We start from the raw sequence: 17,997 nt of genomic DNA, 5'->3' as shown, positions 1-17,997 counted from the left end.
TTTGTGCCTTGCATTCCAACAGGTTCATTACTTACTTCTGTCGTAGGCGGGGTCAGTGACCCTTTTACATGGGAATAGGGAGAAGGTTTCCCTAGAGGTTTCACCTCACTTGGAACATACGACCTCATGTCGCACGTACTGGCATCGCAGCATATCGATCCATTGAGCGAACTTAGCGACCTGTTGTTTCGTGGGGCGTAATCGGTACTGATAGGCTAAACGCATTTGTCGTTTCCTCCTGTATGTACCAGCATATTAAGTAGGTTGCTACTTGTCTAGGTTATGAACACGAAAAAATGGGTCTACAAGCAGATTTCGTTGCGACTGAGTAAGTCCGAAGCGGAACGGTTGATGGCTTACTGCCAGAAACGCCAGGTAAATGTCAATGACGTGTTACGAGAGCTGGTACGAGGGTTGTCAGACTAACGGCATATATCCGACCTGCCAATATCCCGACGCTCACTCGACGGACGGAGGAAGCTACGCTTCTGCGAATCCGTCCCGAGTAGAGCGCGGGGCGAAGCGTAGCGGAGGGTGCTGGCAGGGTAGCTCACTCAGAAGGATACAGTATCGATCGAGCATCGATCGAGGATGCTCGAACTCCGCTAAATTTGGTATCCTACAGACATTTAATATATGACTCGATCGATATAAATCTATCAGGAGCTTCGGTATGCAGCGATTGCAGTACGTGCGGGCTATCTGCGGTTACTGGAAACAGAATAAAAGCTGGATGATTCTCGCGTTAGTGGGTTTGTTGGGTTGGTGGACGTGGCAGCCTCAGCTCGCCCGCAGCGCCGCCTCAGATGAAACGACGAATACCCAAATCGGTGCTTGGCAAGGGGCTTCTTTCCCCGTAGAAGACTTTCTCGACTATACCTCTCCCTTCGGCTACCGACGCTCGGGTTCTGCGTCGGAATTTCATTCTGGTTTAGATATGGCCGCCCCCGAAGGCAGCTACATCCGCAGTTGGTGGGCCGGTCAGGTGGTGGAAGTCATCGATGACGGTCGATGCGGGGTTGGCTTGGTGATTCAATCGGGGAATTGGGAACACATCTACTGCCACATGAGCGGCACCTCCGAAACCCGGGACGGACAGCGATATTTCGTCGATCGAGCTGGCGGGATTATCATTGCCCAAGGACAAGCGATTCCCACCGCTGCTCGGATCGGTCGTGTGGGGATGACCGGACGCACCACGGGCCCCCACCTCCACTGGGGTTTGCGATTCGATGACGAGTGGGTCGATCCGGCTTTGGTCTTGCGGGCGATGTACGAAGAGCAATCCTACAGCCTCAATCCGAAAAATTGATAAGCTTGATTTTTAATTCATAGGTAAAATCCGAGACGGTGGGTGCCAACCTACCGTTTTTATTTTTATTTTTGGATTACAGAGAAATAAAAAAAACTGTATTTTTTCTTTCAGACTCGAGAATGGTAAACGTTGGAAAATTAGGAAGTTTTAACATTCATGCTCCATCTATTTTGAACGCAAAAAACGATCGTCGGTCATTTCTATCCTAAATTTTGTACTGACTGGGTGCGAACTGACTTGGCTCAGCCCTAGGATTTCTAAGAGAAATCCTAGATAAAACTTGAATGAGAATGCCGTCCGATCCAGAAGATTTCCCGGATTTATATGTGACTACTTCTGAGATCTCGGTTAGCAAATTGCGTAGTTTTACGGAGGTTATACCAAAAAAAGAAGAATCTCAATGCTTAGATACGTGATTTTTCTGAAAAACGTTCAAAAGTTTGACATCGATCGAGTTTTAAGTTAGGCTCTCGACTATCAAAGAAAATCAGCATTGCCTGTCAATCGCAAATAAGTAAGTAACTATACAGATTATGTAATGCTTGCTTTTTCGATAGATACTATTCTAATATTCACCAATCTTTAAGCTTCCTCCGATTGAGATTTGCGCTCGATTGCGAAAGTTAATCTCTACACTAGGTTACTCACAATTTAGATTCCACAATTGACATCATGATGGCATCTACGCAACGACAGTCTACCCGAGAGACGATCGCCCAACTTTGGCAGCAAGGGAAAGATTTACAACAACAAGGAGAGTCTGATGCAGCTCTCGAAGTTTATCGCTCCATCTTAGAACTTGACGCTCGATACTTACCAGCCCTGCACAAAGTTGCGCAAATCTGCGAAAGTCGTGGGGAGTTTGCCGAGGCGATCGAGGTTTATCAACAAGCACTCGAAGTGGATGAGGAACCGCCGTTTTGGGTTTATCGGCATTTGGGATTTGCCCTGAGTCAGAAGGGAGAATTGGAAGGGGCCACCGAAGCCTATCGACAGGCGATATCCTTACAGATGGACGACGTCGCCACCTACAATTTGCTGGGGCAGGTGCGCGGCAAGCTTGGAGATCTCGAGGGCGCTGTTTCGAGTTATGGTAAAGCGATCGAACTCCAACCCAAACAACCCAGTTGGGTGTATTTGAATTTTGCCGAAGCTCTGGAACGGCAGGGACACAACGATCGAGCGATCGCTGCTTACGAACAGGCACTAGAACTGGAACCGGAGAATGCGGGAATTCGGCGGTTGCTGGAGGTGGTGGTTGCTCGTAAGGAAGCGAGTCAGGTCGATCGAACTGGGTTGGCGCAGCAGTTGCAGGAGCAAGGACAGTTAGATGAAGCCTTGGCGGAGTATCAAACTGTGTTGACGCAAAATGGGAGTAACCTGGCGGCGTTACATCAGGTGGCGAAGATTTGCGAGAGTCAGGAGAAGTGGGATGAGGCGATTGAAGCGTATCGGAAAGCTGTAGAAGTGGATGCCGAACCGCCGTTTTGGGTGTATCGGCATTTGGGATTTGCTCTGAATCAGAAAGGAGAATGGGATGAGGCAGTTGAGGTGTATGAGAAAGCGATCGCCTTAAATCCCGAGGATACTGCAACCCGTACTCTATTGGGAAAAGTTTTAGAAAGTACGGGAGACTCAGAGAGACAAATCGTTAGCTATCAGAAGGCGATTGAAGTGAATCCCCAACAAGAAGTTGGAGTATACATTAATCTTGGGAACGCTTTGGCGGCACAAGGACAACTGGACAAAGCCATCGAAGTGTACGAGCGCGCGATCGCCCTCTATCCTGAATTTCACGGCGCTCGCGAGAAGTTGGGTGATGTTTTGGCGCAGCGGGGAAGAGCGTATCTATTAGAAGCTGTCGGGGCTTACCAACGTGCCATCGAGCAGAGCCCAAGCAATATCGAACTCTGTCATAAGGCATTAGAAATTTCCCCCAGAGATGCTCGTCTCTACACCAAACTTGCCAGTGCTTTAGTTCGGCACGATCGACTTGATGAGGCGATCGTCTTTTTTCGGATGGGTTTAGAGGTCGATCCGAATATCGAGCGGATTGCGTCGGAGTTGTTTTTAGAGTTTGGCAATACTTGGGCAAAACAGGGGAAATTTCTGGATGCCATCCGGGTTTACCGAGAGGGACTCGATCGCGATCGAGACAACGATTTGCTCGCATGGCAAATTCAGAATACCCAAGCCATGCACGATCGAGAATTCGCCTACCCCATCGAAACCGTCGAGCACATCCGCCTGCGGGAACCGCAACCGCTGAGTCTTCCCACGAGCGATGCGCCGGTCATTTCAATTGTTATCCCCGTCTACAATCAAATTCTCCATACCTACAATTGTTTGCGCTCCCTCGCAGACATCATGGATGGTTCTCTTCCGTTTGAAGTTATCGTGATGGACGACCACTCGAGCGATAATACCCAAGAGGTTTTAGCTCGAATTCAGGGGGTTCGAGCGGTTTTTAACGAAGAGAATTTAGGATTTATTGGCTCTTGCAATCGGGGGGCGAGTCTAGCCAAGGGAGAGTATTTATTCTTCCTCAATAACGATACGGTAGTCATGCCCAACTGCCTTGAAGAACTGTTGGAGACCTTTAAAATCGTACCCAAAGCGGGGTTGGTGGGAGCAAAGTTACTCTATCCCAATGGATTGCTTCAGGAGGCGGGAGGCATTATTTGGCAGGATGGTTCGGCTTGGAACTACGGCAGGATCGATCGACCGAATAAGCCCGAGTATTGCTATTTACGAGAAGTGGATTACTGTTCGGGGGCGGGAATTATGATTCCCACAAACCTCTGGAATCAAATCGGGGGGTTCGATACTCGGTATAAGCCAGCTTACGCCGAAGATTCCGATCTGGCTTTTGAGGTTCGCAAAGCCGGATATAAAGTGTTATATCAGCCGTTAGCTCAAGTCATCCATTTTGAAGGGATTTCTTCTGGAACCGATCTCACCAAAGGGGTGAAGAAATATCAGGTTGTCAATCATCAAAAATTGATTGAGAAGTGGAAAAATACTTTACAGTATCATCGACCCAATGGAATTGAACCCCATCTAGAAAGAGAACGACCCATTCAAAAAAGAGCTTTATTTGTTGATGCTTGTACTTTAACTCCCGACCAAGATGCCGGCTCTCTGAAGATATTTAACTATATCAAAATATTTCAAGAATTTGGCTATAAAGTTACCTTTATTCCAGACAATCTAGTCCATGGTGGTCATTATACAAGTGACTTACAGAGAATTGGCGTAGAATGTTTGTACTGGACTTATATTAGTGCGATTCAGCCTCATTTAGAACAATACGGTCATCAATATGATGTTGTGTTTCTTTCTCGACCCTATGTCGCGATCGAACACCTAGATAACGTCCGGCAATATTGTCCGAAAGCACCGATTCTCTACGATACTGCAGACCTACACTATGTGAGGGAACAAAGGCAAGCAGAAATTGAAAAGAATTCCGACCTGGCTCGAAAAGCAGAAAAAACCAAAGAGCAAGAATTATATATAGTTGAAAATGTTGACTGTACCATTACAGTCAGTCAAAAGGAAAAAGATATATTACTGACTGAAAAACCGGCAGCTAAGATTGATGTGATTTCTACAGCTCATGAAATATATGGTTCTGCTCTAGAGTTCGAACGCAGGAAAAATATTTTATTTATTGGCGGTTTTCAACATACCCCAAATATTGATGCGGTAGTTTACTTTTGTCAAGACATTTTCCCACTGATTCAGAAAGAAATCCCCGATTTAAAGTTTTTTGTGATTGGAAGTAAACCGCCAGAAGAAATTCAAAATCTTCAATCGGAGAGTGTTAGAATTGCTGGCTACGTTCCTGATATATCGAGCTATTTTAATGAATGTCGTTTATCTGTGGTTCCACTCCGATATGGTGCGGGAATTAAAGGTAAAATCGTGACAAGTTTCAGCTACGGTCTTCCTGTCGTTTCAACGTCAGTGGGAAGTGAAGGGATGAATTTAGTCAATAACCATGATGTCTTGGTTTCCGATCGAACTGAAGAGTTTGCAAAAAGTGTCATCCGTCTATATTCCGATAAAAACCTGTGGAACCAGCTTTCTAGTCGAGGAATCGAAATTGTTGAGCGAGACTATTCGATACAATCCTCTAAACGAAAATTCAAAAAATTGATGCAAGAACTGAACCTCGATTGTCATTCCAAGATTATCTAAAAAATCATGAAAGAATGTAGTAAATCTATCCCTCGTCGTTTAAGTGATGCTAATTTTTTGACAAAGTACTTTTTGGGCAATGGTGTAGATATTGGAGGGTATCCCGATCCGCTTTCGCTCTATACTGAATTATTTCCTAAAGTTTCCAGCATTAAAACCTGGGATTTACCCGATGGTGATGCACAGTATATGGATGGTGTTCCAGACGAGTTTTATGATTTCGTTCATAGCAGTCATTGTTTAGAGCATATGAACGATCCCAAAATTGCCATTGCGAATTGGTTTCGGATTCTCAAGCCAAACGGTCATTTAGTCATTACAGTTCCCGACGAAGATTTATACGAACAAGGTCAGTTTCCGAGTACTTTTAATAAAGATCATAAATATACGTTTACAATATTTAAAACATCTTCGTGGAGTGAGAAATCGGTGAATGCGATCGAGCTTTTGATGACACTAGGAGAACGAGCTGATGTCAAAAAGGTTGAGCTGCTCGATCGAACTTATCGTTACGAACTACCGCGATACGATCAAACATTAACCCCTGTGGGGGAGTGTGGTATTGAATTCGTTGTGAGAAAACGAACTTTACAGGAGGTCGAGATGAAAGGAAGACCGAACAATTCGGGTGAAATTACCAGGGAAATGAAAATTCATTTAAATCAGTATCGCGATGATTTACAAACTTTGAAGAGTCAAAATTCAGATATATCCCCGTTTGAAAACGATCGAGATTTATAGTTTAATTATGTAAAATAAAAATTAACTACTATGAGCCCAAAAATCAACTATCTACCAGAAATACGAGGTATTTCCAAGAATATTCGATTGGGTCGGAGTGTATACGAAGGCTATCAAAGGGGGTGGGGTCTACAGTTTGGTAACTTACTAGAAGAAGTCAAAAAAGATCCCCTTTATCAAGATGCATTTTCTATCATCAAAGGTCGAAGCGTTCAATCCGAGCTTAATCGAGTCAATATGTTTTTGCTTGTCAAATTTTATTTGGACAAGCTCGATCCGGGTCACATCATTGAATTTGGTTCTTATAAAGGAGGCTCAGCTATTTTTATGGCTTATGTCGCCTCAGTTTTGCATCCCGAGATGAAAGTGTATGCTTTGGATACATTTGAAGGAATGCCAGAAACGGATAAAGATGTCGATGCTCACAGTAAGGGTGATTTCCAAAATGTAGATCTTGATGAGCTAAGAAGCTATGTGCACCAATTGGGCTTAACAAATCTTGAATTTGTTCAAGGTTTGTTTGAAGAAACAACAGTTAAGACATTAAAGCAAGCTCAGAAAATTTCACTGGCTCATATTGATTGCGATATTTACAGTGGCGTCGTCTATACATACAAGGCAACAAAAAACTATATGGTGGATGGAGGATATATCGTTTTAGATGACCCTTTATACTCTAGCTGTATTGGTGCTCAGGAAGCTGTAGAAAAGTACTTTATTCAGGAGGATAAACTTCATACGGAGCAAATCTATCCGCAATATGTTTTTCGTTATCCCCCATTATCTTGATATTCAAATTTTTGACTTTTGAGAGATTTTTATAAATTTGAAATATGACCCTCATTAGAGCCAGAGCACCACTAAGATTGAGTTTAGCCGGAGGAGGAACCGATCTTTCTCCCTACTGCGATCGATTTGGAGGCTGCGTCCTCAACTCCACCATCGATATGTACGCCTACTGCACGATCGAACCTTGGGATAAACCAGAAATTCTGTTTCATGCCAACGATCGTCAGGAAACCTATACCTCCGAAATCGCCAATTCCCTTGAATTTGATGGCACCCTCGATTTACATAAGGGGGTCTACAACCGCATCGTTCGCCAATATAACGACGGCAAACCTTTGGGGTTTAAAATGACCACCTACTCTGATGCGCCGGCCGGGTCGGGTTTGGGTTCGTCTTCGACGTTAGTGGTGGCGATGATTCAGGCGTATGTGGAATGGTTGAAACTGCCCCTGGGTGAGTACGACGTGGCGCATCTGGCATACGAAATCGAGCGGACGGAGGTGGGGTTGAGCGGTGGCAAGCAAGACCAATATGCGGCAACCTTTGGGGGATTTAATTTTATCGAGTTTTACGAACGCGATCGAGTCATCGTCAATCCCCTTAGGGTGAAAGACTGGATCGTCAACGAACTGGAAAGCTCGCTGGTACTGTACTATACCGGAACCTCCAGAGCGTCGGCGAACGTGATCGACAAGCAAATTTCCAAAATTCAGGATAGCGATCGCCAAGCCACCGAGTCTACCCACGCCATCAAAAAATATGCCTATGCCTTTAAAGAGGATCTTCTCAAAGGGAATCTTCTCAACTTAGCGGCAGATATGAATGCGTACTGGAACGCGAAGAAAAAGACCGCTAAAGGGATTACAAATTCCCAAATCGATCGAGCCTATAATCTTGCCATCGAAGCTGGAGCCTATTCGGGGAAGGTTTCCGGTGCGGGTGGGGGTGGTTTTTTGATGTTTCTGATCGATCCCATCCAACGAGAAAATGTGTTGAGCTGTTTGCGCAATCTGGAAGGTCGGTTGATGACCTGTCACTTTACACAACGAGGAGCCGAAGCATGGAGAGTCAAATCACCGAATTCATTACCCAAGAACTCAGTGAATCCTATGCTGTCAAGAAAAATCTCTTAGAGGATGCATCGGTACTACAAACTCTCAAAGATATCTGCCGGGAATGCGTTCGGGTTTACCAAGCTGGTGGGAAGATGATGATTGCTGGGAATGGGGGGAGTGCTGCCGATGCCCAGCATATTGCCGCAGAATTTGTCGGGCGATTTTATTTCGATCGACCTAGCTTGCCAGCTTTAGCCTTAACCACCGATACCTCGATGCTGACGGCGATTGGCAACGACTACGGATATAACCAAGTGTTTGCGCGGCAGATTCAGGGTCAGGGGGTGAAGGGGGATATCTTTGTGGGAATTTCCACCTCGGGAAACTCTCCCAACATCGTTGAAGCGGTGAATCGATGCCGAGAAATGGGCATCATAACGGTGGGATTGACCGGGGGGAAAGACAATATGTTGGAGAAGGCGTGCGATTACTGCATTAAAGTGCCGTCTCTGAATACCCCTCGCATTCAGGAAGCCCATACCACCATCGGTCATATTATCTGTGGCTTTGTGGAGCAAGCTTTATTCGCACCTCAATGCAGTTTGGAAACCCCAGTTGCTGTCGCACAGACACCGGTTGCTCAGTTAGTCGGACAGAACGGGTAATGGCTGGGGGAAGCAACTGAGGTAATGGCTCATGAACAAGGCACTATTTCTCGATCGGGATGGGGTGATTAATCGGGAGGTGCGGTATCTCTATCGCATTGAAGATTTTGAATGGATTCCTGGTGTCTTGGAGACTTGTCGTTGGTTTGGGGAGTTGGGATATCTGCTTGTGGTGGTGACCAACCAGGCGGGGATCGGGCGCGGGTATTACACGGAAGCGGATTTTCATCGGCTGACGGACTGGATGCTGGCGCAGTTTCAATCCGCTGGGGTGGATATTGCCAAGGTCTATTACTCCCCCTACCACCCCGTAGGCGGTCGGGGAAAGTATAAGCAAGATACACCCTGTCGCAAGCCCAACCCCGGTATGATTCTCCAGGCACAGGCAGAATTCAATCTCGATTTATCCGCATCAATTTTGGTGGGAGATAAGGAGAGCGATATTGCGGCCGGACGGTCTGCTGGGGTAGGGACTTGCGTTTTGGTGCGCTCGGGTCATCCGGTGGATGAGGGGACAACCCAAGCAGATATGGTGCTCGACTCTCTGGCCTCACTCCCCGGTGCTGAAGAATTGCTCCGCGAGAGCGTAGGATTCGGGAGTACCGATGTCGATAAATTGCCCTTGGGTGCGGTAGCCGTAGAGTCCGGTTTCGATCCAGTTTGGAAATAGTTCTCGTTCGAGAGAAACCACTTGATTTTCTGGAATTTGAGTTAGGAGGTGACGTTTAATCAAATAAATTCCGGCATTAATCCAACCGAGACCGCTGGTATTTCCTTTTTCTTCAAAATGAGTAATTTGACTGGATTCGTTCAGTTGAACTCGCCCGTAGCGAGCGGTATCGGGAACTTGAGTCAAAGTGAGAGAAGCCGTGGAGTGTTGAGCCAGATGCCACTGATAAAAATCGTTTAAATTGGCATCGTAAAAAGAGTCGCCATTTAGAATTAAGACCGTGGGTGTAGAAATGAGCGGTAGTGCCAATCGTAATGCCCCACCAGTTCCTAACAAGGAGGTTTCTTGGGAATAACTAAGCTCCATATTCTGGTAAGATGAGCCGTAATTTTCTTGAATTTGTTCTCCTAGATAGCCGATACAAAGAATCGTTTTTTTGATGCCGGAGATCTGGAGTCGATCGAGCAAATAACTGAGGAATGGTTTTCCCAGAACCGGGGCTAAAACTTTAGGGCGATCGGCAACGCGCGCTCGCAAGCGAGTTCCCAATCCACCGGCGAGAATTAGAGCTGTAACTTGGCTGAGATTGGGAGATAAGGTTTGTTGTTCGATCGGCATTGTGACGCAGTTTTAGCTAATAAAAAAGATGCAATGTTTCTATCATAAAATAACTTGCGAATCGTGAATAAATATGCTAGATTTACTCAATAAGTTAGAAGGAAACATTCAAGTTGTTGGTAATCCCAAGGGCATCTATGACGATGGCTGTATTGGGAAAACCCTAGAACTCAGTATTACGAGTCCCGAAGCCATCGGTCACGTTCAGCTCGTGGGGTATATCCCGCCAAATATTGCTCAGGGAAATTGTTTTACGGTGGAATCGGGATGGAGAAAAAAAGAAGTATGCTTTGAGACACCCGAAATGTTTCAAACATCTTTAGGGCTTCGCTCTATTCCAGGAGAAGACGTTTCTCTAAAAATAGAAGCTAAGGAGATAGTAAATCCCAAAAAAGTAGGAATTAATGATGATGAACGGGATATTAGTTTTTTGCTAGTCAAGCTCGTTTTTTCGACCCAGAACGAGTTAGACTACATCAAACAGGGAAATCAGTTGATTCGGGAAAGTCAGCTAGAAAAGGCGATAGCGGCTTATCGTTATGCCATTGAGTTAGATTCGGATTTATTTTGGGGTCACTATTACCTGGGAAAAGCTCTGAAGCAGCAAGGAAGATTAGATGATGCCAACATTTGTTTTCAAAAAATGAAAGCTCTACATCCTAATATGTTTTGGAACTCATAAAAATAGTTATAAAAAAAGTTATAAGCTATATTTTTTCAAGAATGTAAACTATAATATTTATATTTAAATGAGTGATTTCAACGTTATAAATTCAGTCAAAGAGAAGACCGAAGGAGAGCAAGCAGAGTATTATCAAGGCTTGGCAGATTCTTGCCTAAGTCAGGGTCGCGTTTATGCAGCGATCGACTACTACCTCAAAACTATTCAACTCCGACCGATCGGTGGAATTCCTTACCTGAAACTGCGATATATTCCGCTAAATTCAACCCAACTCGAACGAGCAATTGAAGTTTACCTGAGAGCGGCAGAGCAACAGCCCAACTATCACGAGCCACATTTAAGTTTGGCACACGCAATGACGACAAAGAGAAACGTCTCGGAAGCGTGTCGTTTTTATCAAAAGGCTACTTATTGCTTGAACTTAGGCCAAAATAGAGAGTGGGTTGAGCAGCACTGGAAAAAGGCTGATGTGGAAATGAGTGGGAAACCCAATTTTCTCATTATTGGTGCAGAAAAATGTGGAACTAGTTCTTTGCACTACTACATTACCCAACATCCACAGGTTTTAGACTCCGCAGAGAAAGAAATTTATTTTTTTACCCATAACTTAAAATATAACCAAGGAAAAGACTGGTACTTTTCTCACTTTCCGCCGATATCCAAAGGATCGGAATTTATAGTTGGAGAAGCCAGCACGTCTTATATTGGCTGTACGAACAACGCCCCGCAGCGAGTGTTTGAAATGTTGCCTGAAGTGAAGTTACTGGCGGTGTTGAGGAATCCAGTCGATCGGGCAGTTTCAAATTACCATCAATTGGTGAGGTTGGGTCGAGAAAATCGCTCTTTAGAAGAAGTGATGACGACTGAAATGGAACTTCTCCAAGGAGTTAATAATCCTCTGTCCCTTCGTAAAGACTATTGGCGTGTTGGAAAAGGCTGTATCTGGAATAGTCTCTATGTCTATTTCCTGGAACAGTGGCTGCGGGTATTTCCCAAAAAACAGTTCTTAATCCTGAAAAGCGAAGAGTTATTCGAGTGCCCGGAAGACACGATGAAACGGGTCTTTGAGTTTTTGGAATTACCAGAATTCGGGCAATCGGACTATCAAGCAGTTAATTCAGGTGGATCTTACCCACAGACGGAAGAATCGATACGCAAAGTGATGGCAGAATTTTTTGAGCCTCACAATCGTAAGCTAGAGCAGTTTCTGGGTCAAACATTCGACTGGAAACCAACGCCAACGATGCCAGAACACTCTGTAGAGAGACCCACTAAAGGGGAAGAATACTGGCAACGGGGGCAAGCTTATCGAGAAGCTGGGAATTTGGTAGAGGCGATCTCCGCCTACCGTCAAGCCGTAGAGGCAATGCCGAAGAAAGCCGAGTACCATCAAAGCTTGGGGGAAGTTTTGGCGCAAGATCGACAATGGGAAGCAGCAGCCAAATGCTATCGCAAGGCGATCGAGTGGAGATCGGGGTGGTTTAAGCCCCATTACAGGTTGGGCGAGGCACTGGAAAAGCATGGTCTGGTCGCCCAAGCGATTGTCAGCTATCGAAAGGCTATTTCCCTGAAATCAGACTTTGCATGGTCTCATTTTCGGTTGGGTAGCCTGCTAGAAGAACAAGGATTGTTAGAAGAGGCGATTGCCGCTTACCGAACAGCGATCGCCGTTCACCCGCCGGACAAAAGCGGTTGGTTTTACCTCCAACTGGGGGATGCCCTGATGAAACAGGGGCACCTTGAGGAAGCCATGCAAAGCTACCGAGAAGGCGATCGAGTACTCCCGAACTCAGTAGACGGCAAACGCAAGTTAGGACTGGCTTATGCCCAGCAAAAAAATTGGGAAGAGGCTGTGGTGACTTACCGAGAAGCGATCGAACGTCAACCGGACTTGCCACAGCTTCACCTAGAACTGGGAGAAGCGTTAGAAAAGCAGGGGTTGCGGGAAGAGGCGATCGCTTCTTACCGTCGGGTGTTGGCGCTCAAACCCAACGATGCCAAGTGCTATCAGCGACTGCAGCAGAGTTTGGCTAAACAGGCGGGACGGAAAGACCCTGAATTGCTAGATCGATACGAGGCGATCGAAAAGACCCCAGATGACCCGAAGTTGTATTTGAAACTGGGGAAAGACCTGACGAAACGGGGCAGACTCGACGAAGCAGTGCGATGTTATCTCAAGGCAATCGACCTGCAACCCAATTTTACTGATGCCTACCTACCATTGAAACATGCAGCTCTATATTATAGCGATTTGGATGAGGTGGTGGCAGCGTATCAACGGGTCATCGAACGACAACCCAATTGTTTTCCAGTCTATGTCAATTTGGCGGGTACACTGACACAACAAGGGAAGATTGAGGCGGCAACGGAGTATTATCAGCAAGCCATCGATCTAAGGACTCGCTTGGTGTTTCCGGAGTTTGTCAACCTCTCTGAGGGAAAAGCTCATCCCAGACAGCCCCATTTTATTATTATCGGGGCCGAAAAGTGCGGAACCAGTTCTCTGCATGGTTACATTACCCAACATCCCCAGGTTTTAGATCCGGTAGAGAAAGAAATCCACTTTTTTACCCATCATTTTGACAAGGGATTGGATTGGTATCGATCGCATTTTGCCCCCATTCCGGAAGCATCCGAATATATTACGGGGGAGGCGAGTACGTCCTACATTGCTGGTCACAATAACGCTCCACAGCGATTGTTTGAGCTATACCCAAAAGTTAAGTTGCTTGCAGTTTTGCGAGATCCGGTCGAGCGAGCGATTTCTCATTACAACCAGTTGGTCAAATTGGGACGGGAAGGGCGATCGTTGGAAGAAGTGATGAATGTAGAGATGGAGGTTCTGGAGGGGGTAGAAGATATCTGGTCAGTGGGTCAGGAATACTGGAAAATTGGCCAGGGTAGTATCTGGCATAGTTTGTATGGATTCTTTTTGGAACGATGGATGGGTGTGTTTCCCAAGGAGCAGTTTTTGATTCTTCGTAGCGAGGATTTGTTTGGAAAGCCAGAAGCAACGATGAAGCAGGTGTTTGAGTTTTTGGAGTTACCGGATTATCAGCTACCGAGTTATCCAGCTTATAATGCTGGAGGTGCTTATGGTGAAGTGGCGCAAGTGATTCGCCATAGACTAGAAAACTTTTTTAGCACTCATAGTCCAAGACTAAAAAAACTATTAGGTACAAAGGTGGAAGACGATGGAAAATATAAAAGCACGTAAAATTATTGATGATTTGCTCAATAATCCAGATCTGTACCAGCAAATGTCGGAAAAAGAAGGTCAGGTGTGGGGCAAAGTATTTTCTGATAAGAATCGTAGCGAGCGAGTAAAAATCGATCAAGAAGCTGCTAGAGAGTTACGATTAAACAGAGATGTTCTCAACTTAACAGCAGTGTTAAGAAAGCATGATATTAAACCTACAATAGGCTGCTCTTTAGCCTGTGGAAGTGGTCGAGCAGAGCGACAATTACTGCTACAAGGAATTGGTCAGCATTTTCATGGCATTGATATTGCAGCGGATGCTCTAGCCGAAGCTAGCCAAATAGCGGAGCAACAGCAACTTAATATCACCTACGAACAAGCCGATCTAAATACAATTACGCTAGAAAGGCAGACCTACGATCTAGTGGTGACTCAAAACTGTTTACATCATGTCCTTCACCTAGAACATGTAGCTGATGAAATTGCCAAAGCTCTAAAGCCAGATGGTGTCCTATGGATTCATGATTATATAGGCGAGACTCAGTTTCAATACTCAGATGAAAGGCTAGAAATAGTCAATCAAATTTTGTCGATATTGCCAGATAAAATGCGTAACGATCGGGTAAATAATCGCCAAATAAATCAAATTATTCGTCGAGAGCCAGGAACTTTAATATCTCCCTTTGAAAGTATTCGATCTGCTGACATCATGCCAGTTTTCTTAGAAAGATTTGAGATTATTGAGAAATTAGAGTTCAACAGTATCTTACATCTAGTTTGTCCTGTAGGAACTCGTTCAGCTTTTATAGAAAATGAAGAGAGTCGTAGCATGTTCGAGTTTTTATTTTTCCTCGATCGATTATTAGTCGAGCAGAAGATTATTCGACCAGCAGCGGGTCAATACTTACTGAAGCCAAAAATATTGAACTAGAATTTACTTGAATCAAGAAAATTAGAGATACTAACTATAGGCTTTATTGTATGATTACCTCATCTCCAAAATTACTTTCAATAGTTGGGCTTTATAAATGTGGAACTTCTTGGCTTTTACCAATTCTTTGTAGTCATCCAAAAGTTGTTGGAATTCCAGAGTTCGATGTAATCCGAGCAACAACAGGAAATCCTAGAGACCCATTCTCTCTACTCCCTCAGCCAGAACGGTTAGAGTCTTTTTTTGTAACAACACCTTGGACTTCAATTCCCAAAGCCTTACTTAAGAAAACTGAATATCTATCAGCCGATGAAGCAATCGATATTTGGGAAACCCACATGAATAAAAAGTGGAGAACATACGATTCTCCATCGGCTCAAAATTTAACGACTCCACAGAGCTTCTTTGCACTCAATAAACAGATTGCTGCAACCTTTCTAGATCGAGTTCGCCAGGCTTCTTCTGAGCAAGTATTAGTTGACCAGTTTTTAGAAACGATTGCCAGCTATAGCTGTGATGCTCAATATTCTGTAGTTAAGGCTGCCGATCAGATAGCAGTATTCGATCGTCTGAAGAAATTAATTCCCAATCGAAAATGTGTGTTAATTATTCGAGATGGGAGAGATTCTTCTATCTCAGCATTACACTATCGCCAACTTATGATGGAACGAGGTGCCGCCTGGGTTAAACAACAGCAAAAACAAAAAGGATTACCAGAACTATTAAAAGCTTGGGCTATCAGAGTACAAATGATTCGGAAACTTATTGATGCTGGTGAAGATATTTATATTTTGCGGTATGAAGATTTAACGTATAACTTTCACGAAGAATTATATAACCTTTTGACGTGGCTAGAACTGGATGCTTCAACTGATTTACTCGATCGCATTCAAGAAGCAACCAGTTTTAAAAAGAAGACTGGACGAGAACGAGGTACGGCGGCTAAAGATGTTCTTCGGAAGGGAGCGACAGGAGAATGGCTAGAGGTTTTATCTGAAAAAGAGAAAGAAACTGCTTGGGAAATTTCTGGTGAGGCTCTTAGCTATTTTGGATATTCCCAAACAGGAGAGCTCTCCCGTTGGTCACGAAATTATTTATAAAAACATAATTTTAACGAGGCATGACATTCTTGAAATTTAAAATTAAATTGTGAATCGAAAAACAGAAAAATAAACTAATGAGACTAATGAAAAATAAAAATACTCATGCTTCTAAAAAATATTTAAAAGTAGCCAATAATTTGCAAAAAAGTGGAAAGCTTGATAAAGCTATTGAGGCGTATAAACTATCGATAGCGCTGGATAGTAGTTTAGTAGAATCTTATTCTAACTTAGGAAAATTATTGGCAGATCAAGGTCTGGTCGATCAAGCTATCTCATATTATCGGAAAGCTGTTCAGATCAGTCCTTATAATTGGCAGTTGTGTTTTGATTTAGGCAAAATTCTTGATCTCCAAAAGTTATGGGATGAGGCTGAAGCTTATTATCGAAAAGCAATCGAACTCCAACCCAATCGGTTCCAAGCTTACCTCAAGCTAGGTGACTTATTAATAGAACCCCATCAACTAGAAGAACAGATTGCTTTATATAGCAAAGCGATCGAACTACAGCCAGAGCACCCGCAAGCTCACCGAAAACTTGCTCAGGCGATCGTGAAGAACAAGGGAAAACTTGAGGCTCTAGCGAAAATGGGTCAACTTTCAGAAACAATCGCATTTTACCGAAAACTTGCAAGCCTTCCCTCATTTTTAGTATATGATACCGCACACTCAGAAATAGTTCACTCGAATCTGGGGAAACTGATTTTCCAGCAAAGTATTTACTGTGGTAATTTCAGTTCAGCTGTCACTTTCTTCCAAGAAGTTAGTGAATCTCAGCCCGGAAATTCTTGGTATTTCTACTATTTAGGAAAGTGCAGAGAAGCAAAAAATGAGATTGATAAAGCACTAAATTGCTACTGTAAAGCTATTGAAATTCGAGCTAATTTTGCAGAAGCTTATATTAGAATTGGTGAAATATATACCCAAAAACGCGATTGGGATAAAGCTTTTGATAACTATGTAAACGCACTTCAGATTTCCCCAACAGATCAACTTTTGCATAAAAAAATTCATGTATACTTCAAGAAACTCAAAATAAACTTATTATTCGAAAAAATTAAGCCAAAAGTTGAAGCTTATCAAAAAGCTTTAAATGGCAAAAAACTATATTCAGTAAACTTGACAATTCAAGCAAGGATATTACATGAAAGTGGTCTAACTGAAGAAGCTATTCAATTAAACAAAAAAAATTGCTTTAACATTATAAAAAAAGTTAATCCCGAATATATAAGTAAAAGTTGGGATACGGACAACTTATCAGGTCCAAATTTTTTGATTATTGGAGTCCAAAAATGTGGCACTAGCTCACTTTATGATTACTTAGGGTATCACCCTCAAGTTTTACCTTCAATTCTTAAAGAACATAATAAAAATGGATTATCTCAAGATCATCAGATTTTAAAAAAGAATATTAACTACTATTTATCCTTATTTCCTCCGCTATCAAGTTCAGAAGAATATATAACTGGTGAAGCAAGTCCAAGCTATTTTTATTCTCTAAATAGTCATCAAAATATATTGTCTTATTTTCCCAAAATAAAATTAATAGCTATTTTGCGAAATCCAGTAAAACGACTAATTTCTCAATATTTTTTTCTTATAAGGAGGGATAAAATCAGAAATAAATCTTTACAAGAAATTATGGAATCAGAGATTGAAGTTCTCACAGAATATGAAAATATAGATCGAATCATTAATCAAGGTGTAACAGCTCAACATCTTGTGATTCACGGTTTATATTTATACTTCTTAGAAAAATGGATGAACATTTTTCCGAGAGAGCAGTTTTTAATTGTGCGGAATGAAGACTTGGGTAAAAATCCAGCAGCAGTGATGAGTCAAGTCTTTGATTTTCTGGAAGTGCCAGATTATCCAGATATCGAGTATGCTCGAAAAAATACCACAAATTATCCCTCTCAAATTGATGAGAGTCTACTGACGCGCTTACAAGACTTTTATCAGCCCCATAATCAAAGACTTGAGGAGTTTCTAGGACGGAAATTTAACTGGGATTAGATTAATGAGAAGCT

The 17,997-nt window shown here is 43.4% G+C and carries 15 protein-coding genes; 13 read left to right on the top strand and 2 right to left on the bottom strand.

Translation table 11 applies throughout. The features are described 5' to 3' along the window. Positions 1-105: 105 nt before the first annotated feature. The gene (locus AC2215_RS05115; RefSeq protein ID WP_486808884.1) at positions 106-225 is read right to left on the bottom strand and encodes a helix-turn-helix domain-containing protein; all 120 of its coding nucleotides are present in this window, start codon (positions 223-225) and stop codon (positions 106-108) included. 57 nt (positions 226-282) lie between these two features. Between AC2215_RS05115 and AC2215_RS05110 the strand changes: the two genes are divergently transcribed. From AC2215_RS05110 to AC2215_RS05075, 8 genes are all read left to right on the top strand, one after another. Beyond that, a complete protein-coding gene (locus AC2215_RS05110; RefSeq protein ID WP_486808883.1) occupies positions 283-426 on the top strand; it encodes a hypothetical protein in 144 nt (47 codons plus the stop codon). Between the two features lie 247 nt (positions 427-673). Continuing rightward, complete coding sequence (locus AC2215_RS05105; RefSeq protein ID WP_486808882.1) at positions 674-1,312, top strand: M23 family metallopeptidase; 639 nt, start codon at positions 674-676, stop codon at positions 1,310-1,312. Between the two features lie 675 nt (positions 1,313-1,987). Next, positions 1,988-5,518 carry a tetratricopeptide repeat protein gene (locus AC2215_RS05100; protein WP_486808881.1) on the top strand — a complete coding sequence of 1,177 codons (3,531 nt, stop codon included), beginning with the start codon at positions 1,988-1,990 and terminating at the stop codon, positions 5,516-5,518. Positions 5,519-5,524: 6 nt separating this feature from the next. Beyond that, positions 5,525-6,259 carry a methyltransferase domain-containing protein gene (locus tag AC2215_RS05095; RefSeq protein WP_486808880.1) on the top strand — a complete coding sequence of 245 codons (735 nt, stop codon included), beginning with the start codon at positions 5,525-5,527 and terminating at the stop codon, positions 6,257-6,259. A gap of 30 nt (positions 6,260-6,289) precedes the next feature. Beyond that, positions 6,290-7,048, top strand: a complete 759-nt coding sequence (locus AC2215_RS05090) for a CmcI family methyltransferase (RefSeq protein WP_486808879.1) — start codon at positions 6,290-6,292, stop codon at positions 7,046-7,048. A gap of 44 nt (positions 7,049-7,092) precedes the next feature. Then, on the top strand, positions 7,093-8,181 hold the full coding sequence (locus AC2215_RS05085) for a GHMP family kinase ATP-binding protein (RefSeq protein WP_486808878.1): 1,089 nt from the start codon (positions 7,093-7,095) through the stop codon (positions 8,179-8,181). Further along, positions 8,109-8,768 carry a D-sedoheptulose-7-phosphate isomerase gene (locus AC2215_RS05080; protein WP_486808877.1) on the top strand — a complete coding sequence of 220 codons (660 nt, stop codon included), beginning with the start codon at positions 8,109-8,111 and terminating at the stop codon, positions 8,766-8,768. The genes AC2215_RS05085 and AC2215_RS05080 overlap by 73 nt, the downstream gene beginning before the upstream one ends. A 31-nt stretch (positions 8,769-8,799) precedes the next feature. Then, positions 8,800-9,438 (top strand): D-glycero-alpha-D-manno-heptose-1,7-bisphosphate 7-phosphatase, encoded by a 639-nt coding sequence (locus AC2215_RS05075; RefSeq protein ID WP_486808876.1) that lies wholly within the window; start codon positions 8,800-8,802, stop codon positions 9,436-9,438. Here the strand turns inward: AC2215_RS05075 and AC2215_RS05070 are convergent. Continuing rightward, the gene (locus AC2215_RS05070) at positions 9,319-10,056 is read right to left on the bottom strand and encodes a nucleotidyltransferase family protein (protein ID WP_486808875.1); all 738 of its coding nucleotides are present in this window, start codon (positions 10,054-10,056) and stop codon (positions 9,319-9,321) included. The genes AC2215_RS05075 and AC2215_RS05070 overlap by 120 nt on opposite strands. A 73-nt stretch (positions 10,057-10,129) precedes the next feature. Here AC2215_RS05070 and AC2215_RS05065 point away from each other — a divergent pair, with 73 nt between their 5' ends. The 5 genes from AC2215_RS05065 (at position 10,130) to AC2215_RS05045 (ending at position 17,983) form a co-directional block, all read left to right on the top strand. Beyond that, positions 10,130-10,738 carry a tetratricopeptide repeat protein gene (locus AC2215_RS05065; RefSeq protein ID WP_486808874.1) on the top strand — a complete coding sequence of 203 codons (609 nt, stop codon included), beginning with the start codon at positions 10,130-10,132 and terminating at the stop codon, positions 10,736-10,738. 67 nt (positions 10,739-10,805) lie between these two features. Further along, complete coding sequence (locus tag AC2215_RS05060) at positions 10,806-13,955, top strand: tetratricopeptide repeat protein (RefSeq protein ID WP_486808873.1); 3,150 nt, start codon at positions 10,806-10,808, stop codon at positions 13,953-13,955. Beyond that, positions 13,933-14,868, top strand: a complete 936-nt coding sequence (locus AC2215_RS05055; RefSeq protein ID WP_486808872.1) for a methyltransferase domain-containing protein — start codon at positions 13,933-13,935, stop codon at positions 14,866-14,868. Before AC2215_RS05060 ends, AC2215_RS05055 begins: the two co-directional genes overlap by 23 nt. Positions 14,869-14,918: 50 nt before the next feature. Further along, entirely contained in the window at positions 14,919-15,968 is a 1,050-nt protein-coding gene (locus AC2215_RS05050) for a sulfotransferase (protein ID WP_486808871.1), read from the top strand. A gap of 86 nt (positions 15,969-16,054) precedes the next feature. Continuing rightward, the gene (locus tag AC2215_RS05045; RefSeq protein WP_486808870.1) at positions 16,055-17,983 is read left to right on the top strand and encodes a tetratricopeptide repeat-containing sulfotransferase family protein; all 1,929 of its coding nucleotides are present in this window, start codon (positions 16,055-16,057) and stop codon (positions 17,981-17,983) included. Positions 17,984-17,997 lie beyond the last annotated feature (14 nt).

The sequence above is a fragment of the Zarconia sp. genome, from assembly GCF_057467645.1.
Note: the sequence above shows the minus strand (reverse complement) of the source record. Positions and strands in the feature narration are given on the sequence as shown.

What these genes read in the sequence shown, in the direction of transcription:
- AC2215_RS05055 (WP_486808872.1), top strand. Translation starts at nt 13,933, where the DNA reads ATGGAAAATATAAAAGCACGTAAAATTATTGATGATTTGCTCAATAAT.
- AC2215_RS05095 (WP_486808880.1), top strand. Translation starts at nt 5,525, where the DNA reads ATGAAAGAATGTAGTAAATCTATCCCTCGTCGTTTAAGTGATGCTAAT.
- AC2215_RS05065 (WP_486808874.1), top strand. Translation starts at nt 10,130, where the DNA reads ATGCTAGATTTACTCAATAAGTTAGAAGGAAACATTCAAGTTGTTGGT.
- AC2215_RS05070 (WP_486808875.1), bottom strand. Translation starts at nt 10,056, where the DNA reads ATGCCGATCGAACAACAAACCTTATCTCCCAATCTCAGCCAAGTTACA.
- AC2215_RS05100 (WP_486808881.1), top strand. Translation starts at nt 1,988, where the DNA reads ATGATGGCATCTACGCAACGACAGTCTACCCGAGAGACGATCGCCCAA.
- AC2215_RS05115 (WP_486808884.1), bottom strand. Translation starts at nt 225, where the DNA reads ATGCGTTTAGCCTATCAGTACCGATTACGCCCCACGAAACAACAGGTC.
- AC2215_RS05060 (WP_486808873.1), top strand. Translation starts at nt 10,806, where the DNA reads ATGAGTGATTTCAACGTTATAAATTCAGTCAAAGAGAAGACCGAAGGA.
- AC2215_RS05090 (WP_486808879.1), top strand. Translation starts at nt 6,290, where the DNA reads ATGAGCCCAAAAATCAACTATCTACCAGAAATACGAGGTATTTCCAAG.
- AC2215_RS05085 (WP_486808878.1), top strand. Translation starts at nt 7,093, where the DNA reads ATGACCCTCATTAGAGCCAGAGCACCACTAAGATTGAGTTTAGCCGGA.
- AC2215_RS05045 (WP_486808870.1), top strand. Translation starts at nt 16,055, where the DNA reads ATGAAAAATAAAAATACTCATGCTTCTAAAAAATATTTAAAAGTAGCC.
- AC2215_RS05080 (WP_486808877.1), top strand. Translation starts at nt 8,109, where the DNA reads ATGGAGAGTCAAATCACCGAATTCATTACCCAAGAACTCAGTGAATCC.
- AC2215_RS05075 (WP_486808876.1), top strand. Translation starts at nt 8,800, where the DNA reads ATGAACAAGGCACTATTTCTCGATCGGGATGGGGTGATTAATCGGGAG.
- AC2215_RS05050 (WP_486808871.1), top strand. Translation starts at nt 14,919, where the DNA reads ATGATTACCTCATCTCCAAAATTACTTTCAATAGTTGGGCTTTATAAA.
- AC2215_RS05105 (WP_486808882.1), top strand. Translation starts at nt 674, where the DNA reads ATGCAGCGATTGCAGTACGTGCGGGCTATCTGCGGTTACTGGAAACAG.
- AC2215_RS05110 (WP_486808883.1), top strand. Translation starts at nt 283, where the DNA reads ATGAACACGAAAAAATGGGTCTACAAGCAGATTTCGTTGCGACTGAGT.